General features: G+C 64.5%; 24 protein-coding genes and 1 other RNA gene. 11 read left to right on the top strand and 14 right to left on the bottom strand.

Features of this window, described 5'->3' with window-relative positions; all coding sequences use genetic code 11:
* Window positions 1-17: 17 nt before the first annotated feature.
* From HDG39_RS19375 to HDG39_RS19390, 4 genes are all read right to left on the bottom strand, one after another.
* Window positions 18-1,016, bottom strand: coding sequence for a zinc-dependent alcohol dehydrogenase family protein (locus HDG39_RS19375; RefSeq protein WP_184007754.1), 999 nt, complete (start codon window positions 1,014-1,016; stop codon window positions 18-20).
* A gap of 23 nt (window positions 1,017-1,039) precedes the next feature.
* Complete coding sequence (locus HDG39_RS19380) at window positions 1,040-1,450, bottom strand: DUF302 domain-containing protein (RefSeq protein WP_090805606.1); 411 nt, start codon at window positions 1,448-1,450, stop codon at window positions 1,040-1,042.
* Window positions 1,451-1,747: 297 nt separating this feature from the next.
* Window positions 1,748-2,917, bottom strand: a complete 1,170-nt coding sequence (locus HDG39_RS19385; RefSeq protein WP_184007756.1) for an ABC transporter substrate-binding protein — start codon at window positions 2,915-2,917, stop codon at window positions 1,748-1,750.
* 39 nt (window positions 2,918-2,956) lie between these two features.
* Window positions 2,957-3,898: a CysB family HTH-type transcriptional regulator gene (locus HDG39_RS19390; RefSeq protein ID WP_184007758.1), complete on the bottom strand. Its 942-nt coding sequence runs from the start codon at window positions 3,896-3,898 to the stop codon at window positions 2,957-2,959.
* 226 nt (window positions 3,899-4,124) lie between these two features.
* Between HDG39_RS19390 and HDG39_RS19395 the strand changes: the two genes are divergently transcribed.
* The 6 genes from HDG39_RS19395 to cobA all read left to right on the top strand — a co-directional run bounded on the left by HDG39_RS19395 (window position 4,125) and on the right by cobA (window position 10,399).
* The gene (locus HDG39_RS19395) at window positions 4,125-5,804 is read left to right on the top strand and encodes a nitrite/sulfite reductase (protein WP_184007760.1); all 1,680 of its coding nucleotides are present in this window, start codon (window positions 4,125-4,127) and stop codon (window positions 5,802-5,804) included.
* Window positions 5,805-5,825: 21 nt separating this feature from the next.
* The gene (locus tag HDG39_RS19400) at window positions 5,826-6,368 is read left to right on the top strand and encodes a DUF934 domain-containing protein (RefSeq protein ID WP_184007761.1); all 543 of its coding nucleotides are present in this window, start codon (window positions 5,826-5,828) and stop codon (window positions 6,366-6,368) included.
* Window positions 6,365-7,111 (top strand): phosphoadenylyl-sulfate reductase, encoded by a 747-nt coding sequence (locus tag HDG39_RS19405; protein ID WP_184007763.1) that lies wholly within the window; start codon window positions 6,365-6,367, stop codon window positions 7,109-7,111. The genes HDG39_RS19400 and HDG39_RS19405 overlap by 4 nt, the downstream gene beginning before the upstream one ends.
* Before the next feature lie 101 nt (window positions 7,112-7,212).
* Complete coding sequence (cysD, locus tag HDG39_RS19410; RefSeq protein ID WP_018419675.1) at window positions 7,213-8,175, top strand: sulfate adenylyltransferase subunit CysD; 963 nt, start codon at window positions 7,213-7,215, stop codon at window positions 8,173-8,175.
* A gap of 65 nt (window positions 8,176-8,240) precedes the next feature.
* On the top strand, window positions 8,241-9,557 hold the full coding sequence (locus tag HDG39_RS19415) for a sulfate adenylyltransferase subunit 1 (protein ID WP_184007765.1): 1,317 nt from the start codon (window positions 8,241-8,243) through the stop codon (window positions 9,555-9,557).
* A gap of 86 nt (window positions 9,558-9,643) precedes the next feature.
* Window positions 9,644-10,399 (top strand): uroporphyrinogen-III C-methyltransferase, encoded by a 756-nt coding sequence (gene cobA, locus HDG39_RS19420; RefSeq protein ID WP_184007955.1) that lies wholly within the window; start codon window positions 9,644-9,646, stop codon window positions 10,397-10,399.
* Between the two features lie 57 nt (window positions 10,400-10,456).
* On the opposite strand, the gene HDG39_RS19425 is transcribed toward cobA, so the two are convergent.
* From HDG39_RS19425 to lptF, 3 genes are read right to left on the bottom strand one after another with little or no spacing between them, the layout of a single operon-like run.
* Window positions 10,457-10,837: a sirohydrochlorin chelatase gene (locus HDG39_RS19425; protein WP_184007767.1), complete on the bottom strand. Its 381-nt coding sequence runs from the start codon at window positions 10,835-10,837 to the stop codon at window positions 10,457-10,459.
* Window positions 10,838-10,875: 38 nt separating this feature from the next.
* Window positions 10,876-12,024 carry an LPS export ABC transporter permease LptG gene (gene lptG, locus HDG39_RS19430; RefSeq protein WP_184007769.1) on the bottom strand — a complete coding sequence of 383 codons (1,149 nt, stop codon included), beginning with the start codon at window positions 12,022-12,024 and terminating at the stop codon, window positions 10,876-10,878.
* A 3-nt stretch (window positions 12,025-12,027) separates the two neighbouring features.
* A complete protein-coding gene (lptF, locus tag HDG39_RS19435; RefSeq protein WP_184007771.1) occupies window positions 12,028-13,125 on the bottom strand; it encodes an LPS export ABC transporter permease LptF in 1,098 nt (365 codons plus the stop codon).
* A 137-nt stretch (window positions 13,126-13,262) separates the two neighbouring features.
* Here lptF and HDG39_RS19440 point away from each other — a divergent pair, with 137 nt between their 5' ends.
* The 3 genes from HDG39_RS19440 (at window position 13,263) to HDG39_RS19450 (ending at window position 16,146) form a co-directional block, all read left to right on the top strand.
* Window positions 13,263-14,774 (top strand): leucyl aminopeptidase, encoded by a 1,512-nt coding sequence (locus HDG39_RS19440; protein ID WP_184007773.1) that lies wholly within the window; start codon window positions 13,263-13,265, stop codon window positions 14,772-14,774.
* A gap of 52 nt (window positions 14,775-14,826) precedes the next feature.
* Window positions 14,827-15,243 (top strand): DNA polymerase III subunit chi, encoded by a 417-nt coding sequence (locus tag HDG39_RS19445; RefSeq protein ID WP_018419682.1) that lies wholly within the window; start codon window positions 14,827-14,829, stop codon window positions 15,241-15,243.
* A gap of 84 nt (window positions 15,244-15,327) precedes the next feature.
* On the top strand, window positions 15,328-16,146 hold the full coding sequence (locus HDG39_RS19450) for a DUF2486 family protein (RefSeq protein WP_184007775.1): 819 nt from the start codon (window positions 15,328-15,330) through the stop codon (window positions 16,144-16,146).
* Between the two features lie 24 nt (window positions 16,147-16,170).
* On the opposite strand, the gene HDG39_RS19455 is transcribed toward HDG39_RS19450, so the two are convergent.
* Window positions 16,171-16,509, bottom strand: coding sequence for a c-type cytochrome (locus tag HDG39_RS19455; RefSeq protein ID WP_026225642.1), 339 nt, complete (start codon window positions 16,507-16,509; stop codon window positions 16,171-16,173).
* Window positions 16,510-16,646: 137 nt separating this feature from the next.
* The gene (gene ilvD, locus HDG39_RS19460) at window positions 16,647-18,320 is read right to left on the bottom strand and encodes a dihydroxy-acid dehydratase (protein WP_184007777.1); all 1,674 of its coding nucleotides are present in this window, start codon (window positions 18,318-18,320) and stop codon (window positions 16,647-16,649) included.
* Window positions 18,321-18,479: 159 nt separating this feature from the next.
* Here ilvD and HDG39_RS19465 point away from each other — a divergent pair, with 159 nt between their 5' ends.
* Together HDG39_RS19465 and lgt are read left to right on the top strand one after the other, a co-directional pair.
* Complete coding sequence (locus HDG39_RS19465; RefSeq protein ID WP_184007779.1) at window positions 18,480-19,466, top strand: LysR family transcriptional regulator; 987 nt, start codon at window positions 18,480-18,482, stop codon at window positions 19,464-19,466.
* A 60-nt stretch (window positions 19,467-19,526) separates the two neighbouring features.
* Window positions 19,527-20,432 (top strand): prolipoprotein diacylglyceryl transferase, encoded by a 906-nt coding sequence (gene lgt, locus HDG39_RS19470; protein WP_184007781.1) that lies wholly within the window; start codon window positions 19,527-19,529, stop codon window positions 20,430-20,432.
* Between the two features lie 94 nt (window positions 20,433-20,526).
* Here the strand turns inward: lgt and HDG39_RS19475 are convergent, their stop codons facing one another.
* The 5 genes from HDG39_RS19475 to HDG39_RS19495 form a co-directional block, all read right to left on the bottom strand.
* Window positions 20,527-21,252, bottom strand: a complete 726-nt coding sequence (locus tag HDG39_RS19475; RefSeq protein WP_184007783.1) for an SIMPL domain-containing protein — start codon at window positions 21,250-21,252, stop codon at window positions 20,527-20,529.
* Between the two features lie 245 nt (window positions 21,253-21,497).
* Window positions 21,498-21,956, bottom strand: a complete 459-nt coding sequence (locus HDG39_RS19480; protein WP_176379185.1) for an EVE domain-containing protein — start codon at window positions 21,954-21,956, stop codon at window positions 21,498-21,500.
* Between the two features lie 141 nt (window positions 21,957-22,097).
* A non-coding RNA gene (gene ssrS, locus HDG39_RS19485) (6S RNA) lies at window positions 22,098-22,279 on the bottom strand.
* A 66-nt stretch (window positions 22,280-22,345) separates the two neighbouring features.
* Complete coding sequence (locus tag HDG39_RS19490; RefSeq protein WP_018419691.1) at window positions 22,346-22,660, bottom strand: cell division protein ZapA; 315 nt, start codon at window positions 22,658-22,660, stop codon at window positions 22,346-22,348.
* A complete protein-coding gene (locus HDG39_RS19495) occupies window positions 22,657-23,016 on the bottom strand; it encodes an ATPase (RefSeq protein ID WP_184007785.1) in 360 nt (119 codons plus the stop codon). Before HDG39_RS19495 ends, HDG39_RS19490 begins: the two co-directional genes overlap by 4 nt.
* Window positions 23,017-23,046 lie beyond the last annotated feature (30 nt).

Here is a 23,046-nt window from a genome sequence, read left to right on the forward strand (position 1 = left end):
GGCTGTTCGTGACCGGGTCAGCGCCGCGCGGCATCCACGTCGACCACCACCTTCACACGTCCAGTCCCACTGGCAACGAGCTGATAGGCCTCGTCCGCGCTGCGCAAATCGAACCGTGTCTGATCGACCACGGGCGCGAGCGCGCCGCTTTCCACGAGCCGCGTCGCTTCGCGCATCATCTCGCCGAGGTGCGCGCGATATCGACCGGTCAGCAACGGATACAGCGTGAAGATCCCTGAATAGCTGGCTTCGCGAAACGACAGCGGCGCAAGCGCATGCGTCCCCCAGCCAAGCGCACTGACCACGTGCCCGAAGTGCCGGACCGCGGCAAACGACGCATCGAGCGAGGCGCCCCCTACCGTATCGACGACCAGATCGAATCCTTCGCCATCGGTCAAACTCGCCACGTACTGTTCGACCGTCTGTGCGCGGTAGTCGATAGGCGTCGCGCCGAGCCGCCGAACCAGCTCGGCATTGTGTGCGCTCGCGGTTGCATATACGTCGGCGCCGAGCGCGCGCGCCAGTTGCACGGCGATGTGGCCGACCCCTCCGGCGCCACCCTGGATCAGCACTTTGGTACCGCCTTGCAGATGCGCGCGATCGACGATACCCGCATACGACGTGATGAACGCGAGCGGCAACGCGGCGGCCTCGCGCATCGACAGATTGCGCGGCGCATGGGCGAGCAGGGCGGCATCGACCGCAGCGTACTCGGCGAGTGACCCCTGGATGCCGCCGACGCCGCCGGTCATGCCATACACGTTGTCGCCGACAGCGAACCCGCCGACGCCATCGCCGAGCGCCTCCACCGTGCCCGCGAGGTCGATACCGAGGACGAGCGGCAACGGGTGTTGCGCGTGCGCGGCCTCGCCCGCGCGAATCTTGATGTCGAGCGGATTGAGGCCGCTCGCGGCGACGCGCACCAGGACCTGGCCGGCAGCGGGTTCCGGGCGGGGCAGCGTCGTGTATTCGAGCGGGCCGTTGTATTGGCTGAGGATCAGAGCGTGCATGGACATGGCGGTCTCCTTCGTTCGACGCGTTACCGTGCGGCCGCATCGACGAGGGCGGCCACACCGCTCACCGGCTTCATCAAGTCGTCCGGCAGACCATGCCGCTCACGAAGATAGGCCGTCGAGTTGAACGATAGCCACGCACGGCCGTCCGCGTCCTCCCAGACGAGCACCTTCAAAGGAAGATCGAGCGCGGCGGTCGGCGCGAGTTGCATCAACGGTGTACCGGCTTTGGGATTGCCGAAGATCAGGAGCCGGCTGAACGGCATCGCCAGTCCCTCGCGTCCAGCGTCACCGCTGAAATCGATGCACGCGAAAACCGTCAGCCCTCGCTCCAGAATCAAGGTTTGAAGACGCTCGGCGGTCGCGTCGCCCGCATGGGTGCTTGCAACGGTGACGATGCCAGCGCTGGCGTTCTCTGCGATCGAAGCGGTGGCCATCATGCCTCCCGTGCGGATGTTGTGCTCCGGCAGCGTTCGCGTGATCAGGTCTGCCGGACGGGCAACGGGTTGACCGTGACGCAGCATGCGTCGCATGCGTGCAATGCGCCAACGGAGAAGCGGACCCATGCAGTGTAGGCGTTCGCTGGCGCGGTGTGGCCGATCGTGCGGACGCGCTGTGAGGGAAGTTCTACCGAAAGGCAGATGGAAGCGGATGGGGTGCTCGCTGCACGAACGGCGGCTTCCACATTCGCGAAGCCGCCGTCAGGGGCGCCTGATCGGCGCCCCGATGCCAGATTACTGGCTCAGGTAAACAAACTTGCCATTCTTGATGGTGCCCATCACGCTCGCCCGCTGATCGAGACCGACGTGATCCTTCGGGCTCGTATTGACGACCCCGTTCGGCACCACCAGCTCATGCGCGTGCTCGAGCTCGTCGCGCAACGCGACGCGAAACGCCGGCGTACCCGGCTGCGCGGTCTTCAACGCGCGCGCGACGGCGTCCTGCAGGCGCGGGTACACGCCGGCCGCGTCGCCCGCGAACTGCGTGACGGTGCCGGGGCCGTACTTCGCCTCGTACGCGTCGACGAACGCGAGCGCCGCCTTCTTCGACGGATGATCGGGCGGCAGCGTGCGCGCGACGACGACCGGTTGCGTCGGGAACAGCGTGCCTTCCACGTCTTTACCGCCGAGCTTGATGAATTCCGGCGTCGCGATGCCATGCGTCTGATAGATCGGGCCCTTGTAGCCGCGCTCGATCAGCGTGCGCTGCGGCAGTACCGTTGGGGTGCCCGCGCCGGCGATCAGGATCGCGTCGGGCTTCGCGGCCATCAGCTTCAGGATCTGGCCGGTCACGCTCGCGTCGGTGCGGTTGTAGCGCTCGGTCGCGACCAACTGAATATGGCGCAGCGCGGCGAACTTGCTGAACTCGTTGAGCCAGCTCTCGCCGTAGCCATCCGCGAAACCGATGAAGCCGACCGTCTTCACGTCGTGGTTCGACATGTAGCGCGTCATCACGTCGGCCATCGCGCTATCGGTCTGCGCCATCTTGTAGGCCCAGACCTTCTTGCCTTCCTGCGGCTCGACGACGATCGCCGAGCCGATCAGCGTGATCATCGGCGTCTGGCTGTCGGCGACCGGATCGAGCGCGGCCATCGCGGCCGGCGTGATGTTCGGGCCGACGATCACGTCGACGTGGTCCTCGTTGATCAGCTTGCGGATGTTGCGCACGGCGTTGCCGGGGTCGGACGCGTCGTCGAGGAAGATGTAGTCGGCTTTCTGGCCGGCGATCGTCTGCGGCCACATCAGCATCGCGTTCTTGCTCGTGATGCCGATCACGGCGGCCGGCCCCGTGTTCGACAGGTCGATGCCGACTTTCAGGTCGGCGTGCGCCGCGCCGGCGACGAGCAGCGCCGCGGCCGTGAGGCCGCGCAGGGTGTTGCGTACTTTATTGTTATGCAACTTCATCGGAAGGTCTCCGTAGCGAGAGAGCGGTATGGAAGCGGTTCAAAGCTCATAGGTTTCGTGTTCGCCCTTCAGCGCCTGCTCGATCAGCTTGCGGTTCAGGCTCGGCGAGAGCAGCTCGACGAGCGTGTACACGTAGCTGCGCAGATACGCGCCCTGTTTCAGCGCGACGCGCGTCACGTTGCTGCCGAACAGATGGCCGACCGGCATCGCGCGCAAATGGCGGTCGCGCTCGGCGTTGAACGCGATGTCGGCCATGATGCCGACGCCGAGGCCCAGCTCGACGTAGGTCTTGATCACGTCGGCGTCGATCGCCTCGAGCACGATGTCCGGGTGCAGCCCGCGCAGACGGAACGCTTCGTTGATCTTGGTGCGGCCGGCGAACGCGTTGTCGTACGTAATCAGCGGGTACTGGGTCAGGTCGTCGAGCGACAGCAGCTTGCGCTCGAGCAGCGGATGGTCGGCCTGCATCACCGCGACGTGGTGCCACTGGAAGCAGGGCAGCGACACCAGATCCTTGTAGTTCGAGATCGCCTCGGTCGCGATCGCGAGGTCGGCCTGGTCGTGCAGCACCATTTCGGCGACCTGGGTGGGGCTGCCTTGCAGAATTGAAAGGTGAACCTTCGGAAAGCGCTTCTTGAACTCCGCGATCGCCGCGGGCAGCGAGTAGCGCGCCTGCGTGTGGGTCGCCGCGATCGTCAGATTGCCCTGGTCCTGCGCCGCGAAGTCCTTGCCGACCCGCCTCAGGCTTTCCACTTCCTGCAGGATTTTTTCGACCGATTGCAATATGATGCGGCCCGGCTCGGTCAGCGAGCGCACGCGCTTGCCGTGGCGGGTGAAGATTTCGACGCCAAGTTCGTCCTCCAGCTCGATGATCGCCTTCGAGACGCCCGGCTGGCTCGTAAACAACGCCTTGGCCGCTTCGGTGAGGTTGAAGTTCTGCCGCACAGCCTCGCGGACGAAGCGGAATTGGTGCAGGTTCATATATAACCTCGCCGCATATAAAAAGAATTTTTTAGTCGTTTGAAATATAAGGCGAGTTTATTACGATCTGTCCATCTTTTTCAATATGGATATCTGTATTTGTTATAAGCAAATGAGCGATGGGTCTAAACGCTCGCTTGCGATAGCTGACAAAGCTGGTATTCAAGCCGCGGCCGAGCCGGACGGTCGCGTGTCAAGCAAGTTTCGAAAAAATTGGGGCCCCCGAATGTACCAATACGATCAGTACGACCAGACCATCGTCGATGAACGGGTCGCGCAGTACGCCGATCAGGTTCGCCGCCGCTTGTCGGGCGAATTGAGCGAAGAGGAATTCCGTCCGCTGCGGCTGCAGAACGGCCTGTACTATCAGCGCCACGCGTACATGCACCGCATCGCGATTCCGTACGGCAACTTGCGCAGCGACCAGATGCGCGTGCTCGCGCAGATCGCGCGTGAGCACGACCGCGGCTACGGCCATTTCTCGACGCGTACGAACATCCAGTACAACTGGATCAAGCTCGAAGAAACGCCGGAGATTCTGCGCAAGCTCGCCTCGGTGCAGATGCACGGCATTCAGACCTCGGGCAACTGCATTCGCAACATCACCGCCGATCAATTCGCCGGCGTCGCGCCCGACGAAGTGGTCGATCCGCGTCCGTGGGCCGAAATCCTTCGTCAATGGTCGACGTTCCACCCCGAATTCGCGTGGCTGCCGCGCAAGTTCAAGATCGCCGTGTCGGGTTCGAAGGAAGACCGCGCGGCTGTGCAGATCCACGACATGGGCGTGTATCTGCGCAAGAACGAACAGGGCGAACTGGTGGCCGACATCCTCGCCGGTGGTGGTCTGGGCCGCACACCGATCGTCGGCGCGGTGATCCGCCGCGATCTGCCGTGGCAGCACCTGCTGACCTATAGCGAAGCCGTGTTGCGTGTGTACAACCGCTACGGCCGCCGCGACAACATGTACAAGGCGCGTATCAAGATTCTGGTGAAGGCGCTGTCGCCGGAGAAGTTCGCCGCGCAGGTCGAGGAAGAGTGGCAGCACCTGAAGGACGGCCCGTCGACGCTCACGCAGGCCGAAGTCGATCGCGTGACGCAATACTTCGCGCCGCCCGCTTACGACAAGCTGCCGGACACCGACACGTCGTTCGAAAAGCATCTGCTGGAAAACCGCGCGTTCGCGCGCTGGGTCGAGCGTAACGTGCGTCCGCACAAGGTGTCGGGCTACGCGTCGGTCACGCTGTCGCTGAAGCCGACCACGGTTGCGCCGGGCGACGCGACGGACGTGCAGATGGACGCGGTCGCCGACTGGGCCGACGAATACTCGTTCGGCAAGGTCCGCGTGTCGCACGAACAGAACCTGATCCTCGCCGACGTCAAGAAGCGCGACCTGTTCGTGCTGTGGGAAAAGGCCAAGGCGCAGGGTTTCGCGACGCCGAACATCGGCTTGTTGACCGACATCATCTCGTGCCCGGGCGGTGACTTCTGCTCGCTCGCGAATGCGAAGTCGATTCCGATCGCGCTCGCGATCCAGGAACGTTTCAACGATCTCGACTACGTGTACGACCTCGGCGACGTGTCGCTGAACATCTCGGGCTGCATCAACGCGTGCGGTCACCATCACGTCGGCAATATCGGCATTCTGGGCGTCGACAAGGACGGCTCCGAGTGGTACCAGGTGACGCTCGGCGGCGAGCAGGGCACCGGCGCGACCGGCGCTCACCTTGGCCGTGTGATCGGCCCGTCGTTCTCTGCCGAGGAAATGCCCGACGTGATGACGAAGGTGATCGATACGTTCGTGGAAAACCGCCAGGAAGGCGAGCGTTTCATCGATACGTACACCCGCATCGGCATCGCGCCGTTCAAGGAGCGCGTGTACGCCGCGCGTCAACCGGCTCACGCGTAACCGCGAAAGGATACTGAACAGATGGCTTCTATCATCAAGAACCGCGCGATCGTCAACGACGACTGGAGCGTCGTGCGTGCCGCGGAAGACGGCGCTTTGCCGGCAGTGAGCGAACTGCCGGCCGGCAAGGTCATCGTGCCGCTGGCGCTGTGGCAGGCCGAGCGTGAAGCGCTCGTCGCTGCGCGTAGCGCCGCCGACCTCGGCGTGTGGCTCGCGCCGGATAGCGAACCGGCGGATATCGCCGGCGACTTCGACAAGCTCGCGCTGATCGCCGTGGACTTCCCGGTGTTCCGCGACGGTCGGGGCTACAGCATCGGCCGTCTGCTGCGCGAGCGCTATGGCTACAAGGGCGAACTGCGCGCGATCGGCGACGTGCTTCGCGACCAGATCACGTTCATGTTCCGCTGCGGCTTCGACGCGTATGCACTGCGCGCCGACAAGGACATCAACGACGCGCTGAAAGCGTTCGACGACTTCAGCGTGCAGTACCAGGGCGCCGTGGACACGTCGCCGCTGTTCCGCCGCCGTGCCGCGCAGGCTGGCGCCGACAAGGTTCCGGCATGAGCACCGCGCAATCGTTGAGCCCGGAGCTGGCAGCGAAGGTCGAGCGTCTCGACGCGCTGCTCGACTCGATCGCCGCGCGTCACGCGAACGTGAAGCTCGCGAGCAGCCTCGCGGCCGAAGACATGCTGCTCACGCATGCGATCCTGTCGCGCGGCGTGAAGATCGGCATCTTTTCGCTGAACACGGGGCGTCTGCATGCGGAAACGCTCGGCATGCTCGACCGCGTGAAAGAGCGCTACGGCTACGACATCGAGCAGTTTCATCCGCAGGCGGCCGCGGTCGAGCAGTATGTGAACGGGCACGGCCTGAACGCGTTCTACGAAAGCGTCGAGCTGCGCAAGCGCTGCTGCGAGATCCGCAAGGTCGAGCCGCTCAATCGCGCGCTTGCCGAGCTCAGCGCCTGGGTGACCGGGCAGCGTCGCGAGCAGTCGGTCACGCGTGCCGAGCTGCACGAGGAAGAGCACGACGGCGCGCGCAACATCGCCAAGTTCAATCCACTCGCGGACTGGACCGAAGCCGAAGTCTGGGATTATCTTGGTGCGTTCGACGTGCCGGTCAATCCGCTGCATGCGCGCGGTTATCCGAGCATCGGCTGCGAGCCGTGTACGCGTGCGATCCGCCCCGGCGAAGACAGCCGGGCGGGGCGCTGGTGGTGGGAGTCGCGCGATACGAAGGAATGCGGCTTGCATATCACGGCGATTACTCCGATTGCGGTCGAGCGCAACGAAAACGCGTCGGCCTGAGCGCCGCGTACCGAGCTTGCGGCGCACTACCGCCGAAACCGATCTGAATACTTTCGCCCGTGCGAGAAGCGCTTGCCGGGCGAACCAACGAAGGACCCGCTATGAGCACCACGCTCGATTCCACTGTCAACGCTCCGCTTGCCAACACGGTCAACCGGATGGATCACCTCGATTGGCTTGAAGCCGAGTCGATTCACATCCTGCGCGAACTGGTCGCCGAATGCAGCAAGCCGGCGCTGCTGTTTTCGGGCGGCAAGGATTCCGTCGTGGTGCTCGCGCTCGCACTGAAGGCGTTCGGCCTCGGTGCGAACCGCAAAACGCAGCTACCGTTCCCGCTCGTGCATATCGACACGGGCCACAACTACGACGAAGTGATCGACTTCCGCGATCGTCGCGCGCAACAGATCGGCGCGGAACTGGTGGTCGGCCATGTTGAAGATTCGATCAAGCGCGGCACCGTGCGTCTGCGTCGCGAAACGGATTCGCGCAATGCCGCGCAGGCGGTGACGCTGCTCGAAACCATCGAGCAGTACGGCTATACCGCGATGATCGGCGGCGCGCGCCGCGACGAGGAAAAGGCCCGCGCGAAAGAGCGCATCTTCTCGTTCCGTGACGAATTCGGCCAGTGGGACCCGAAGGCGCAGCGCCCGGAACTGTGGAGCCTGTACAACGCGCGTCTGCACAACGGCGAACACATGCGCGTGTTCCCGATCTCGAACTGGACCGAGCTCGACGTGTGGCAGTACATCGCGCGTGAACAGCTCGAACTGCCGTCGATCTACTACGCGCACCAGCGCGAGATCGTGCGCCGCAACGGCCTGCTCGTGCCGGTCACGCCGCTCACGCCGATGCGCGAGGGTGAGACGAGCGAACAGGCGATCGTGCGTTTCCGCACGGTCGGCGACATCAGCTGCACCTGCCCGGTCGAAAGCGACGCGGACGTCATCGAGAAGATCATCGCCGAGACGGCCGTCACTGAAATCACGGAACGCGGCGCGACGCGGATGGACGACCAGGTCTCCGAAGCGGCAATGGAACAGCGCAAGAAGCAGGGTTATTTCTAAGCACACTTGGGACCGGAATAAGCGCTGAAGCGCTAACTCCGGCCGACAGAGGGACAAGGAAAATCATGAGCAGTATTCATCAACCAGAAGACCTCGGCGTGCTGCGTTTCATCACCGCGGGCAGCGTCGACGACGGCAAGAGCACGCTGATCGGCCGCCTGCTGTACGACAGCAAGGCTGTATTGAGCGACCAGCTCTCGGCGCTGTCGCGCGTGAAAAACAAGCGCACGGTCGGCGACGAAATCGATCTGTCGCTGCTGACCGATGGCCTCGAAGCCGAGCGCGAGCAGGGCATCACGATCGACGTCGCCTACCGCTACTTCGCCACCGCCAAGCGTAAGTTCATCATCGCCGATACGCCGGGTCACGAGCAGTACACGCGCAACATGGTGACGGGCGCATCGACCGCGCATGCGGCGATCATCCTCGTCGACGCGACGCGCGTGACGTTCGAAAACGGCGTCGCGCAACTGCTGCCGCAAACCAAGCGTCATAGCGCGATCGTCAAGCTGCTCGGTCTGCAGCACGCGATCGTCGCGATCAACAAGATGGACCTCGTCGACTACAGCGAAGCACGCTTCAACGAGATCCGCGACGCGTACGTCGAGCTCGCACGTCACCTCGGTCTGCAGGATGTGCGCTTCGTGCCGGTGTCGGCGCTGAAGGGCGACAACATCGTCACGGCGAGCGAGCGCATGCCGTGGTACGCAGGCGAGCCGCTGCTCGACGTGCTCGAAGCGCTGCCGGTCGAAACCGCGAGCGGCGACGCGCTGCGCTTCCCGGTGCAGTGGGTTGCGCGTCAGGACGGCAGTCAGGCCGACGATTTCCGCGGCTACATGGGCCGTGTTGAATCGGGTGAAGTGAAGCTCGGCGACACCATCGTCGTGCTGCCGGCCAATCGCGAAGCGACCGTGGCGGAGATCATCGCGCCGGTGGTCGGCGGCACCGCCCAGGTGGACCGTGCGTTCGCCGGTCAGACGGTGACGATCCGTCTCGCGGAAGATGTCGACGTGTCGCGCGGCGACACCTTCGTGCTGCGCGAAGCGGCACCGGAGCCGGCGAAGAAGCTCGAAGCGGACCTCTGCTGGTTCGACGACGCGCCGCTGTCGACGCAGCGCAAGTATCTGCTGAAGCAGACCACCAGCACGGTGTTCGCGAAGATCGGCGCGATCAAGGAAGTGCTCGACGTGCATACGCTGTCGCAGGCGACCGATCGAAAGGAACTGGCGATGAACGACATCGGTCGTGTCGCGCTGACCTTGCAGAAGCCGCTCGTGTGCGACGCGTACGACTCGCATCAGGGCACCGGCGCGTTCGTGCTGATCGACGAGGCGACGAACCACACGGTCGCCGCCGGCATGATCCGCGCGTTTTCCGCCTGAGCACGGCAAGGCTAGCAGGCGACGGATGGGCCACACAGGCGGCGCAACGCGCCGCCGCGTACGCTCCAACGAACAGGTTGATGCAAATGGGTAAGGTTTATCTGATTGGTGCGGGACCCGGTGCCGCGGACCTGATTACGGTGCGCGGCGCGCGGCTGCTCGGCGCCGCCGACGTCGTGCTGCACGACGCGCTGGTCGAGCCGGCGATGCTCGACTACGCGCCCGCGCGCGCGAAGCGCATTGCAGTCGGCAAGCGCTGCGGCCGGCTATCGACGGCACAACAGTTCATCAACAAGCAGATCGTCGATGCGGCTTTGGAGCACGACGTGGTCGTGCGTTTGAAGGGCGGCGATCCGATGCTGTTCGGCCGCGCCGACGAAGAGATGCGCGCGCTCGAAGCCGCGGGCATCGAGTATGAAGTCGTGCCGGGCATCACCGCCGCGCTGGCGAGCGCGGCCACGCTGAAGCGTTCGCTGACGCTGCGCGGCGTGTCGCGCAGCGTCGCGCTCGCGACGTTCAGCCGCGCGCCAGGTTCCGAGGAGATCCGCGAGCAGGTCAACGCCGATTCGCTGGTGTTCTACATGGGCCGCGACAGCGGCGTCGAGATCGCGCAGCAACTGATCGATGCTGGCAAGCCCGCGACGACGCCCGTGGCGATCGTCGAGGCGTGCAGCACGCCGCGCGAACGCATGCTGACGCTGACGTTGGAAGATCTTGCGGCCGGCGAAGCGCAGCGCTGGGTCGATGCGTCGCAGCCAAGTCTGTTGATGATCGGCGAGGCGTTCGCGGCGCGGCAGACCGAGGCGAAGCGCTCGTCGAACGGGATGCTGGTCGCGGCCTGAATATCCTCGGCAGGGCCGACCCGAGAGCGGCGAATCTGAGCAACCAGAACGAAAAAATCAGAGCTGCCGCAGGCAATACTGCGCGAGCGCATCCAGCACCGAATCATCCTCGCCGACTGCCACCGCGCAGCGAATCTCGACTCCGGGATGCGCGGCGCGGCAATGATCGACGATCGCGGGCAAATCCGTGCGGACATGACCGCCTTGCCCGAAGAACACCGGCACCACGGTGATCGCATCGCAGCCTTGCGTGACGAGTTGCGCGACGGCCGTCGGCAGGTCGGGTTCCATCAGTTCGAGAAAGGCGAGCGTAACCGCAGGAGCTTCGCCCGTCGCCGCGCGCGCGGCGCGCAGCTTGTCGGCGAGCCGCTCGAACGGCTCGCGCCAGCGCGCATCGCGCGCGCCGTGGCCAAACAGAATCAGTCCGTGCATAGCCATCGCATCAGCTCCTGACGATGCCCCTCAGCCCACTGGCGTTAGTGCCGGTCGACCCACTTCAACCCTACGAGCCCCAGCACCAGGTAGACGAGCCCAGGTGTCGCCGCGGTCAACGGCGCGGGCCACGTATTGAGCGTGCCGATATGCGAGAACAGCGTGTTGAACAGCTGGAAGCTCATGCCGAGCATGATGCCGCCGAACACCTTCACGCCGACCACGCCCGCGCGCGTATGCAGATACGCGAACGGCAGCGACAGCACCAGCATCACGAACACCGCGAACGGATACAGCACCTTGCGCCACAGCGCGATTTCATAGCGCTGCGTGTCCTGATGGTTTTCGGTCAGATGCTGGATATAGCGGAACAGATTGAACATCGACATCCGGTCCGGCGACACCAGCAGCACCGACAGGATCTGCGGCGTCAGCTCCGAGCGCAGCGAATACTCGGGCAGCGTGACCTGATTCGCGCGATAGACCGGATTGAGCGCATCTGCCGGCGTACCCGGAGCGTGGGCCACGTCGAGCAGTTGCGTATCGGTCACGCCGGTCAGCAGCCAGTGGCCCGGCGGTTGATAGCGGCCGCTCTGCGCGATGCGAATGTTCGACAGGCGGAACTTCGAATCGAACTCGTAGATGCGCACGTTGCTGATCGTCGCGTCGGGCTTCAGCTCGCCGACGTTGACGAAGCGCGTGACCTGCTCGCCGTCGGCGCGCTCGGTCAGCGTGTCCTTGACCCACACGCCCGACTGGAAGTTGCTCGACACCGACGAGCCGAGCGCCTCGAGCCGCACGCGCTCGGAGAGCTGATCCGTATACGGGCCGACCACTTCGCCGATCAGATAGGTGACGATCACGAGCGGAATGCCGATCTTCAGCAGCGAGCGCAGCGCCTGATTCGTCGCGAGTCCTGATACGCGGAAGATCGTGTATTCGGAGTTCGCCGCCATCTGCGCGAACACGTAGATCGCGCTGATCAGCGCCGCGACCGGAATGATTTCGTAGAAACGCGACGGCGTTTGCAGCGCGACGCGCAGCACCGCGTACTGAAACTTGTAGTTGCCGTGGCCGACCGAGTTCAGCTCGTTGATCAGGTCGAAGAAGAAGAACAGACCTGAAAATGCGAACAGGATGAAGACGAACGTGAGATAGATCTGACCCGCGAAATACCTTTCATAAATGCGCATCGGTCAGGCTCCCTGCGAACGGCTGAACATGGGGCGCGTAAATAGCGGCCGGTTGCGCACCCGCATCCAGAAGATGAACGCGACGATCCCGAGCACGATCACGTGCAGGATCACGAGCCCGACGCCGAACGACATCTTGCCCTGCTCGATCCACGCCTGCACGACGTTCAGCAGATTCGAATAAGTGAGGTAGATCAACACGGCCATCACGAGGTTGATCGTGCGGCTGCGCCGCGGGTTCTGGTGCGCGAGCGGAATGGCGAGCAGCACCAGGTTGATCGCGATCAACGGAAGACCCGCGCGCCACGCGAATTCGGCGAGATTCTCTTTAGTGGGATTGCGCAGCAGCGTGAGCGTCGGCAAGCCGGTGGTTGTCGGCGTATTGACGACCGGCTGGCTCTGGATCTTCACGCCGTAGCGCTCGAACTCCATGATGCGGAAATCGGGGTGGCCCGGTTCGCCGTCGTAGCGGCGGCCGTTTTCCAGCACGACGAAGCGGTCGCCGTTCTTGTGCGTCTCGATGTGGCCGTTCTTCGACACCACGACGTTGACCTTGCCGCCCTCGGTGCTCGTCACGAACACGTTTTCCACATGCCCCTGGTCGGGCGACATCTTCTCGATGAAGAACACGCGGTGCGTGCTCGGCGATTCGCGGAACTGCCCCGGCGCGAGCAGCGAGACTTCGTCGCGCTGCTGGAAGCGCGCGCGGATCAGCTTGCTCTGCTGGTTCGACCACGGCCAGCCGACGAACACGAAGAACATGATCAGGATGATGATCGGCGTGGCGAAAATGCCGATCGGCTTGATGAATTGCGTGAGACTGACGCCCGAGGACAGCCACACGACCATCTCGGAGTCCTTGTACCAGCGCGTGAGCACGAACAGGATCGACACGAACAGCGTCGCGACGAGCATGATGGCCAGATAGCCGATCACGGTGAGGCCGATCAGGACCAGCACGTCGCGCGGGTCGACCTCGCCCGAGGCCGCGAAGCCGACGATGCGGATCATCATCGTCGTCAGCACGAGCGTGAGGAGAACCATGAACACGGCGCCAGCCGTGTACGCGAGCTCGCGCTGGAGGGAGCGTTCGAAAATCATTATTGATGACGAGAGGGGGCGCTCACGGCGACGCTCGGGTTCGTTCCCGTCACGCCTCCGGTGCAGCCGCCGCGGGAAAAATAGCGGATAATTGCGGCTTTCATCCTAAGCCCAGATTTTATCCGAGGACAAGCGCGATGGACTTTAGCATAAAAGCCTGTGATTGGACCAAAGGCTCGACGAACGGTTTCCTGACCGGGAAATCCGATTGCATCGTGATCGGTGTGTTCGAGTCGCAAACGCTGTCGGGCGCCGCGCTCGAGATCGACGCGGCCACCAAGGGCCTGCTCACGCGCATCATCAAGGCGGGCGACATGGACGGCAAGGCGGGTACCACGCTGTTCCTGCACGAGGTGTCGGGCATCGGCGCGTCGCGCGTGCTGCTCGTCGGACTCGGCAAACAGGATGCTTTCAGTCAGAAAGCCTACGGCGAGGCGGTCCGCGCCGCATGGCGCGCGCTGCTCGGCACGAAGATCGTGCAGGTCACGTTCACGCTCGCGCAACTGCCGGTGCTCGAACGCACGGCCGACTGGTGTGTGCGCGCCGCGATCCTCGCGCTGCGCGAGCTGACCTACCGCTTCACGCAAATGAAGAGCAAGCAGGACAACACGCCGCGCGCGTTGAAGCGCATCGTGTTCAGCGTCAACACCGGTGACGATAAGGCCGCCAAGCTCGCCGCCAGGCAGGGCGCCGCGCTCGCCAACGGCATGGACCTGACGCGCGAGCTCGGCAATCTGCCGAGCAACGTCTGCACGCCGACCTATCTGGCGAACACCGCGAAGAAGCTCGCGAAAGACTGGAAGCTGAAGGTCGAGGTGCTCGGCGAGAAACAGTGTGAAGCGCTGAAGATGGGCTCGTTCCTGTCGGTCACCGCGGGCGCGGTCGAGCCGGCGCAGTTCATCGTGCTGCAGTACCAGGGCGCCGCCGCGAAGGCCGCGCCGGTCGTGCTGGTCGGCAAGGGCGTCACGTTCGACACGGGCGGCATCTCGCTGAAGCCGGGCGAGAGCATGGACGAGATGAAGTACGACATGTGCGGCGCGGGCTCGGTGCTCGGCACGCTGCGCGCGGTCGCCGAGATGGGCCTGAAGATCAACGTGGTCGGCATCATTCCGGCCGTCGAGAACATGCCGTCGGGCACGGCCACCAAGCCGGGCGACATCGTCACCAGCATGAAGGGCCTCACGATCGAGGTGCTGAACACCGACGCCGAGGGCCGCCTGATTCTGTGCGACGCGCTCACCTACGCGGAGCGCTTCAAGCCGGCCGCGGTCATCGACATCGCGACGCTGACGGGCGCCTGCATCATCGCGCTCGGCCATCACAACAGCGGCCTGTTCTCGAAGGACGACGCGCTCGCGGGCGAACTGCTCGACGCGTCGCGCGAAGCGGCCGACCCGGCCTGGCGCCTGCCGCTCGACGACGAGTACCAGGACCAGCTGAAGTCGAACTTCGCGGACGTCGCGAACATCGGCGGGCGTCCGGCGGGCAGCGTGACGGCCGCGTGCTTCCTGTCGCGTTTCACGGATTCGTACCCGTGGGCGCATCTCGACATCGCCGGCACTGCGTGGAAGAGCGGCACCGCGAAGGGCGCGACGGGCCGTCCGGTGCCGCTGCTCGCGCAGTTCCTGATCGACCGCGCCGGCCAATGACGCAGTGCGGTAAGCGCGCGCACGGCGCGCGGCAAGCGGGGCGGAGCGGCCGATGACGAGAATCGACTTTCACTCGAACGTCGGCGATTCGCTGCTGTACGCGTGCCGCCTCGTGCGCAAGGCGTATCTGGCGGGCCAACCGCTCGTCGTGCTGGCCGAGCCCGCGCGCCTGCGCGCCTTCGATGAGATGCTGTGGACCTTCTCGCCCCTCGACTTCGTGCCGCACTGCATGGCGGGCACGCCGCTTGCCGCCGACACGCCCGTCGTGCTGGCCACGAATCTCGACGACGTGCCGCATCATCAGGTGCTGCTGAACCTGGGCGCAACGGTGCCGGCGCAGTTCGCGCGCTTCGAAAGATTGCTCGAAGTGGTCGGTAACGCACACGAGGAACTCGCTGCGGGCCGCGAGCGCTATCGCTTCTATCGCGATCGCGGCTATGCTTTGAACAACTACAAGCAGGGCGGCTAGTTCGTTGCGCTGCGCGTCATGGCCGCGAGGGACGCGGCATACGGACCGCCTGCCCTGGCTTCGACTCAAACACGGAGAGCGCACGTGTCCGATCCCCACGACAATTCGATTCCGGTCCTGAACGAGGTTCTCGTGCCGGGCCGCGCGCGCGAGACGCGCGAGGCGTCGACCGATGCCGCCGCGCCTGCATCCCAGCCGGGCGCCGAGCCCGCAACCCCAGCCGTCGCGCAACCGGCGGCGGTGCCCGAGCCCGCTTCCCGCACGGAGCCCGCGTTCGTGCCACCGCCCGCGCATCACGCCGACCCGACGCTGGCGCCCGAGCCGGTACTCGCGCCCCAACCGGTGCCCACGCCCGAGCAACTGAGTTCGCCGGAGCCCGTGCTCGTGCCGGAGCCGATGCCGACGCGAGAAGCCGCGCATGCGGCGGAGCACGAGCCTCTCGCACAGACCGAGCTTCATCAGCCGCGCGTGGCTGATCACACGCACCCGAGAAAACACGCACGGCCGCATCACGGCATTCATGTGCGACATGGGCATGATGACTTGCATGAGGACGTGGAGGTGTCGCCCGGCGTGTTCGATCGTACCGAGCCCTTCATACCGCTCGAGGCCGGCGCGACCGTGCCGCCGGATATCGACCATGAAGGCGCGCACGAAGCCGCTCCCGCTCAGCCCACACTCGATGCCGATACGCTCGCCGCACGTCTGCACGGACGCTTCCAGCGTTTTCTGACGAGCGAGGGGCGCGGCATCATCGAGGCGCGCTGCCGCGACGCAGTGCAGCAGCACACGAGTCTGCTCGTGAGTCAGATCACCCGCGAGGTCGCGCAGACGCTCGAAGCCGAGATGACCGATTGGGTACGTGAAGCGGTGGAAGAAGAAATCGCGCGCCACTCGCGTTGACGCCGCGGTGACCTGAGAGCGCCGTTATTTGAGCGTCAGCACCCAAGCCGCCAGCGTGGCCGCCTGATCGGGCGTCAGTTGAGTGTTCGCAGGCATCGGTACGGTTCCCCATGCGCCGGTGCCGCCATCGAGGATCTTGTGCTTCAGATAGGTCGCGGCGTCGTCGCGTCCCGCATACCGGATAGCAACGTCGTGCAGCGCCGGCCCCATGAACGGGCGGGTGACCGAGTGGCAGCTCATGCAGTTCTTCTGCTGGGCGAGCACGAGCCCGGCTGCTTCGGCACGGGCTGCGGGACTGGCGGCGCTCAATGCGGCGGCGAGCGCAACAGCGGCTGCTACGGCTGCGTACGACATCGATGTCATTATGGTCTCCGCCAGTGCAGATGCCCGGCTCGTGGTCCACGCATTATAAGAGCAAAGGGGCGCACGGATTTTCGTGCGCCTTGCGTAGCGCGGCGGCGGGTTATCCCTGTCGGGGCGGGCCACGCCGGCCCCGGTCATTACCCCGTCACCGCCCCCCGATTCGCCGGCTGGGCGAGCGCGAAATACTTGGCCATCACGCCGCGTGTGTAGCGCGGCTTCGGCGCCTGCCATGCGGCGCGGCGGCGCTGCAGCTCGGCATCGTCGATGTTCAGTTGCAGCAGCAGCTGGTGCGCGTCGATCGTGATCGAATCGCCTTCCTGCACGAGCGCGATCGTGCCGCCGACGAACGCCTCCGGCGCGACGTGCCCAACCACCATGCCCCAGGTGCCGCCCGAAAAGCGGCCGTCGGTGATGAGCCCGACCGATTCGCCGAGCCCCTTGCCGATGATCGCCGAAGTCGGCGCGAGCATTTCCGGCATGCCGGGGCCGCCCTTCGGGCCAAGATAGCGGAGCACGACGACGTCGCCTGCGACGATCTTGTCGGCGAGGATCGCTTCGAGTGCGCTCTGCTCGTCGTCGAACACGCGCGCCGGGCCCGTGATGACCGGGTTCTTCAGCCCCGTGATCTTGGCGACCGCGCCGTCCTCGGCCAGATTGCCCTTCAGGATCGCGAGGTGGCCTTCGGCGTAGAGCGCCTTGTCGATCGGGAAGATCACCTGCTGATCGCTGCGCGGCTTGGCTGGTACGTCCTTCAACTCCTCGGCGATCGTTTTGCCGGTGATCGTCATGCAATCGCCGTGCAGAAGCCCGGCGTCGAGCAGGATCTTCAGCACCTGCGGAATGCCGCCCGCCTTGTGCAGATCGGTGGCGACGTACTGGCCCGACGGCTTCAGGTTGCAGATCACCGGCACTTTTTTGCGGATGCGCTCGAAGTCCTCGATCGTCCATTCGATCTCGGCCGCGTGCGCGATCGCCAGGTAGTGCAGCACCGCGTTGGTCGAGCCGCCGGTCGCCATGATCAAGGCAACCGCGTTTTCGATCGACTGCTTCGTGATGATGTCGCGCGGCTTCAGATCCTTCTTGACGGCTTCGACGAGCACACGCGCCGATTCGGCGGCCGAGTCGACCTTCTCCTGGTCGGGATTCGCCATCGTCGACGAATACATGAGCGACATGCCGAGCGCCTCGAACGACGAGCTCATCGTATTGGCCGTGTACATGCCGCCGCACGAACCGGTCGACGGACACGCATTTTTCTCGATGCCCTCGAAATCCTCCTGCGACATGCGGCCCGCCGTGAATTCGCCGACCGCCTCGAACGACGACACGATCGTCAGATCGGTGCCTTTCCAGTTGCCCGGCCGGATCGTGCCGCCGTACACGTAGATGCCCGGCACGTTCATGCGCGCGAGGCCGATCATGCCGCCCGGCATGTTCTTGTCGCAGCCGCCGATCACGACCACGCCGTCCATCCATTGCCCTTGCACGCAGGTCTCGATGCAATCGGCGATCACCTCGCGCGACACGAGCGAGTACTTCATGCCCTCGGTGCCCATCGACATGCCGTCCGAGATCGTCGGCGTGCCGAAGGTCTGCGGGTTTGCGTCGGCGCGCCTGATCGCGGTGACGGCCGCGTCGGCGAGACGCTGCAGGCCGGCGTTGCACGGCGTAATCGTCGAGTGGCCGTTGGCGACGCCGATCATCGGTTTGTCGAAATCCTCCTTCTGGTAACCGAGCGCGTAGTACATCGAGCGATTCGGTGAACGCGCGATGCCTTGCGTGATGTTCTTCGAACGACGGTTGTAGGCCATAGGGAGCTCCAGTCTGGCTGTTCTGATGAAAGCGCGGGGTTGGCGTCCGCGTGCGCATCCGTTCAGTGTAGTTCCGCCAGACCGTGCAAACAGGCGGTTTTGCGTGACACGCGTCGTGTGTATTATTCGCGGTTGTTCAGGTCGTAAAATATATTAATCATGCTGCCGACGATCCCCGACCTGCGCCAGTTGCGCTATTTCGTCACCGTCGCCGAAGAAAAGCACTTCGGGCGCGCGGCCGCGCGTCTGTCGATGACGCAACCGCCGCTGTCGCAGGCGATCCGCGCGCTCGAGGAGACGCTCGGCGTCGAACTGTTCGCGCGCACCAAGCGCTCGGTCGAGTTGACGGCGGTCGGCGCCGATCTGTTGCCGGAGGTGCAGCGGCTGCTCGCGGCCGCGGAAGGGCTCAGGCCGCTCGCGCAGAGCCTCGCGCGCGGCGAGGCGGGCGTGCTGTCGCTCGCGTTCGTGTCGACTGCGGATTACGGCCTGCTGCCGCTGCTGTTGCGCGATTTCGGCGCGCGGCATCCGCGCGTGCGGCTCGAACTGACCGAGGCGACCAGCGACGTGCAGGTCGAGGAACTGGTGGCCGGGCGTATCGACGCGGGTCTGGTGATCGCGCCGCTGCCGTCGCGGCATGCGGCGCAGCTGTCGTGGCTGCCGATCGCGCGCGAGCCGCTCGTGATCGCGATGTCGACGGAGATGGCGCAACGCTTGGGGGGCAGCGTGGACACAAACGGCAAGGGCAGCGCTGCTGAAGACCCCGCCGCCGAATGGCTCGACGCGCCCGTCAGCCTGCGCGATCTCGCTGACGCGCCGCTCGTGATCTTCCCAAGGCGTCTCGCGCCAGGCTTTTATGACATCATTATGGATTGCTACGGCGTTGCGGGCCTCGCGCCACGGATCGGCCAGGAGGCGATCCAGATGCAGACCATCGTGAGTCTCGTGTCGGCCGGCATGGGCGTCGCGCTGGTGCCGCAATCTTTGCGTAACCTGCGGCGCACGGGCGTCGTGTACCGGCCGCTGTCCGAGTCGGTGCCCGCGATCGAGACGGGCCTCGTCTGGCGCACCGACGAGGTCAGCCCGGTGCTGGCGGGCTTCATCGACATCGTGCGCGCGCATGCGGCGAGCCTCGCGTCGCGTGTCTAGATCCCGCTTCTGATTCCCTGTAAAAACTGCTTTCGAACCTGAACTGCCCATAACTACACGATGCTCATTCACCCCAATTTCGACCCTGTCGCCATCCATCTGGGGCCGCTCGCCGTGCGCTGGTATGGCTTGATGTACCTCGTCGCGTTCGTCGCGGCGATCGTCGTCGCCCGGCTGCGGCTGCGGCTGCCGTACGTCGCCGCGCAAGGCTGGACCGCGAAGGATATTGACGACATGCTGTTCTACGGCGTGCTGGGTACGATCCTCGGCGGCCGGCTCGGCTATGTGCTGTTCTACAAGGCGAGCTTTTATTTCGCGCATCCGCTCGACATCTTCAAGGTGTGGGAAGGCGGCATGTCGTTTCACGGCGGCTTTCTCGGCGTGACGATCGCGATGATGCTGTTCGCTTATCAGCGCAAGCGCTCGTGGCTGCAAGTCACCGACTTCGTCGCGCCGATGGTGCCCACGGGCCTCGCGGCGGGGCGCCTCGGCAACTTCATCAACGGCGAGCTGTGGGGCCGCGTGACGGAGCCGTCCGCGCCGTGGGCGATGCTGTTTCCCGGCGCCGCGCCTGACGACGCCACATGGCTCGCCGCGCATCCGCAACTGGCCGCGCAATGGCATCTGAACGAAGTGTTCGCGCAATATCACATGCTGCCGCGACATCCGTCGGAGCTGTACGAGATCGCGCTCGAAGGCGTGGCGCTGTTCTTCGTGCTGATCTTTTTCTCGCGCAAACCGAAGCCGCTCGGCGCGATTTCCGCGATGTTCCTGATCGGCTACGGCCTAGCGCGCTTCACGGTCGAATTCGCGCGCGAGCCGGACGATTTCCTCGGCCTGCTCGCGATGGGGCTGTCGATGGGTCAATGGCTGTCGCTGCCCATGATTCTCGCGGGCATCGGCCTGATGGTGTGGGCGTATCGCCGTGGGCGTCGCGAGCCGGCGCAGGCGGTTGGCGCGAACTGAGCGGCGCTCGGCTAGCGTAGCGAGCGTTGCATGAAAAAACGCCACGGCATCGATGGATGCCGTGGCGTTTTCTGTTTGGGCTTGCGCTCGCGCGTCACTTCATCTGCACCGACCCCGACACGTTGACCGTCACCGTCGACGTGCCGCCTTCGAGCGACAGCGGCGCGCTCTTCGCGTCGGCGCCCATCGCGCGTGCGCTCATCATCATCATCGGACGCGGCATCACGCCGCTGTGATTCACGTTGACCTCGCGGATCGAATAGCCGCTAAAGCCGAACGCCTGCGAGGACGCCGCGGCCTGCTCCCGAAACGATTTGATCGCCTCGCCGCTGAGCCGCTGTTCGGCCGCGCGCTGCGCTTCCGGCGACAGCGAGAAACGCACGTTGCCAACCTGCATGATCGATGCCATCTGTCCGGCGAGCTTCGAAGCCGCGGCGAAGTCGCGCGATTCGAGCACGACTTCCGTGCGGCCGCGCCACGTCGAGATGCGTCCGTCGCGGTCCGTCGACGGGAAGATCGAGAACGCGCCCGAGCGCGCAGTCACGCCGCTGACGCCGCGCGCTTTCTGCAATGCCGCGTCGGCGCGTTCGTTCAGCGTCGACGTCAGCGACGACGGCTCGCTCGCTTCCTGCTCGTAAAACAGCGTGATTTCGACTTCGTCCTGCGGGACTTCCGCGCTCGCCTGCGCATTCAGCGACAGCACGCCCGAAGGCTGCGGCATCATGGTCTGCGCTCGAGCGGGCGCAGGGTTCAGTGCGAGTGCCACAGGCGCGCCCAAGGCGAGCGCAAGTGCGAGGGACCGTGCGGTTTTTGTCGTCATGACTGGAATCCTTGTTTGAACAGGTTGTGCACGTTCGACGCGAGCGACGGGTGGTGGCGCGCGGTTTGACGGATGCGCTGGCGAATGGATCGGCTTGCCGTCGAGCGGTCAGTTCGAGCTCACGCTTTCGTCGACCGATTAGGCGCGTTTTACCGACGCTTGGTTCCCCAATTAGTGCTTCCCCGCCGCATCGGAAACGATGACCCGGACGGGATCACGACAAGTGCCGCGTCGCGCGTTCGCTCTTAAACCAGCTGTTTAGTGATGAAGCGCCATTCGGCGTCGGTCACCGGCGTGATCGACAGGCGGTTGCCTTTGGCGAGCACGCGCATGTCCTGCAATTCGGCATGCTCGCGCAGCGCGGCAAGCGGAATCAGCGCGATTTTCTTCTTGAACACGACGTCGACGAGCATCCAGCGCGGCGTTTCCGGCGACGATTTCGCGTCGTAGTACGGACTCTTTTTATCGAACTGCGTCGGGTCCGGATACGCGGTTGACGAGACCTCCGCGATGCCCGCGATGCCGGGCTCCGGACAGCTCGAATGATAGAAGAGCACGCCGTCGCCGACCTGCATCACGTCGCGCATGAAGTTGCGCGCCTGATAGTTGCGTACGCCGGTCCACGGCAAGGTGCGATGCGGTGCGTTGGCGAGGTCGTCGATGCTTGCTTCGTCCGGTTCGGACTTCATCAGCCAGTAGCGCATGAATCGGAGTGAGCGTGTGAGATTGAACGAAGCGCAGCAACAGCAGGCGCGTACGGAAAAGCCCCTGAAAAAGGCGCTCAAACGAAAAAACGACGACCAAAGAAAAACGGCATCGAACCGAAGTCCGATGCCGTTCCAGATAAGGTCCCCGCCTTAGCCGCTAGGCCGGCATCCTGAACCGAGGGTTCAGAATTGGTCGCAGTTAGCAACACTTCGGGTACATCAGACTGAGTGACGCGCACGCCCGTGCTACAAATTTCCGCAACCGTGCACATGGCATTGGTTCAAGGAATATATGACCTTGGCGAACCAGGCAGGGAAGCTAAACCGATGAAGCTACAACACATACCGTTGAACACGTGACCAATTCGAAACCGGCCCATTACTGCTTACTGCAAGCTGTACTGCTCGATCACAGTACCTAGCTGTTCGTTCATTTGCTGCATTGTACGCCGGATTTCTTCAGCGGGAAATGCTTCTCCGTGCCGCACGCTGCTTTGCAGCTTAAGCAGTTCCGATGCCAGCGACAGCGCCGCCATCACCGCGATGCGATCCGTGCCGCGCACGTTGCTGCCGCTGCGGATTTTCTTCATCTCGGCGTCGACGCGCGCGACCGCCTCGAGCAGCGCGCCTTCCGTTTCCGGCGAACAGGCGAGACGATAGGGTACTTCGAGAATCGATACCTCGATCTGCTTGGTGGTCATGCGCTTTCTCCGTGTCGGCTCACGTCGCTTTCCGCTTCCTCGTGTTCGGGCTGGGCGGACTCGAGCAGATCGAGCTGGTTATCCGGTTCGCTGCTCGCGCGTGCGCGCGGCAATTTTTCGAGAATCGCATTCAGGCGCACCTGAGCGTCGTCGATCTTGGCGGACAGCGCGTCGCGTTCCGCCTGCAGCGCGTCGCGCTCTTCGCGCAATTGCGCGAGTTCGGCATGCGTGGCTTGTACTTCGGCACGCGTTTGTGCGAGCTGCTCTTCGAGCGCGAGCCGCGCTTCGTTGTGGCGCTGGCTGATCGCAATCAGCTTGCCGATGTTCTGGGAGAGTGATTCGAGTTCGGTGAGCATGTGCTGCGTCCTCTAAAGACATCGCATTTT

It is taken from the genome of Paraburkholderia lebeckiae, from assembly GCF_014201005.1.
Lineage (GTDB): Bacteria > Pseudomonadota > Gammaproteobacteria > Burkholderiales > Burkholderiaceae > Paraburkholderia > Paraburkholderia tuberum.

Bases quoted from the DNA above. Each gene is read 5' to 3' on its own strand.
- HDG39_RS19375 (WP_184007754.1), bottom strand. From the start codon at position 1,016: ATGTCCATGCACGCTCTGATCCTCAGCCAATACAACGGCCCGCTCGAA.
- HDG39_RS19380 (WP_090805606.1), bottom strand. From the start codon at position 1,450: ATGGCCACCGCTTCGATCGCAGAGAACGCCAGCGCTGGCATCGTCACC.
- HDG39_RS19385 (WP_184007756.1), bottom strand. From the start codon at position 2,917: ATGAAGTTGCATAACAATAAAGTACGCAACACCCTGCGCGGCCTCACG.
- HDG39_RS19390 (WP_184007758.1), bottom strand. From the start codon at position 3,898: ATGAACCTGCACCAATTCCGCTTCGTCCGCGAGGCTGTGCGGCAGAAC.
- HDG39_RS19395 (WP_184007760.1), top strand. From the start codon at position 4,125: ATGTACCAATACGATCAGTACGACCAGACCATCGTCGATGAACGGGTC.
- HDG39_RS19400 (WP_184007761.1), top strand. From the start codon at position 5,826: ATGGCTTCTATCATCAAGAACCGCGCGATCGTCAACGACGACTGGAGC.
- HDG39_RS19405 (WP_184007763.1), top strand. From the start codon at position 6,365: ATGAGCACCGCGCAATCGTTGAGCCCGGAGCTGGCAGCGAAGGTCGAG.
- cysD (WP_018419675.1), top strand. From the start codon at position 7,213: ATGAGCACCACGCTCGATTCCACTGTCAACGCTCCGCTTGCCAACACG.
- HDG39_RS19415 (WP_184007765.1), top strand. From the start codon at position 8,241: ATGAGCAGTATTCATCAACCAGAAGACCTCGGCGTGCTGCGTTTCATC.
- cobA (WP_184007955.1), top strand. From the start codon at position 9,644: ATGGGTAAGGTTTATCTGATTGGTGCGGGACCCGGTGCCGCGGACCTG.
- HDG39_RS19425 (WP_184007767.1), bottom strand. From the start codon at position 10,837: ATGGCTATGCACGGACTGATTCTGTTTGGCCACGGCGCGCGCGATGCG.
- lptG (WP_184007769.1), bottom strand. From the start codon at position 12,024: ATGCGCATTTATGAAAGGTATTTCGCGGGTCAGATCTATCTCACGTTC.
- lptF (WP_184007771.1), bottom strand. From the start codon at position 13,125: ATGATTTTCGAACGCTCCCTCCAGCGCGAGCTCGCGTACACGGCTGGC.
- HDG39_RS19440 (WP_184007773.1), top strand. From the start codon at position 13,263: ATGGACTTTAGCATAAAAGCCTGTGATTGGACCAAAGGCTCGACGAAC.
- HDG39_RS19445 (WP_018419682.1), top strand. From the start codon at position 14,827: ATGACGAGAATCGACTTTCACTCGAACGTCGGCGATTCGCTGCTGTAC.
- HDG39_RS19455 (WP_026225642.1), bottom strand. From the start codon at position 16,509: ATGACATCGATGTCGTACGCAGCCGTAGCAGCCGCTGTTGCGCTCGCC.
- ilvD (WP_184007777.1), bottom strand. From the start codon at position 18,320: ATGGCCTACAACCGTCGTTCGAAGAACATCACGCAAGGCATCGCGCGT.
- HDG39_RS19465 (WP_184007779.1), top strand. From the start codon at position 18,480: ATGCTGCCGACGATCCCCGACCTGCGCCAGTTGCGCTATTTCGTCACC.
- lgt (WP_184007781.1), top strand. From the start codon at position 19,527: ATGCTCATTCACCCCAATTTCGACCCTGTCGCCATCCATCTGGGGCCG.
- HDG39_RS19475 (WP_184007783.1), bottom strand. From the start codon at position 21,252: ATGACGACAAAAACCGCACGGTCCCTCGCACTTGCGCTCGCCTTGGGC.
- HDG39_RS19480 (WP_176379185.1), bottom strand. From the start codon at position 21,956: ATGCGCTACTGGCTGATGAAGTCCGAACCGGACGAAGCAAGCATCGAC.
- HDG39_RS19490 (WP_018419691.1), bottom strand. From the start codon at position 22,660: ATGACCACCAAGCAGATCGAGGTATCGATTCTCGAAGTACCCTATCGT.
- HDG39_RS19495 (WP_184007785.1), bottom strand. From the start codon at position 23,016: ATGCTCACCGAACTCGAATCACTCTCCCAGAACATCGGCAAGCTGATT.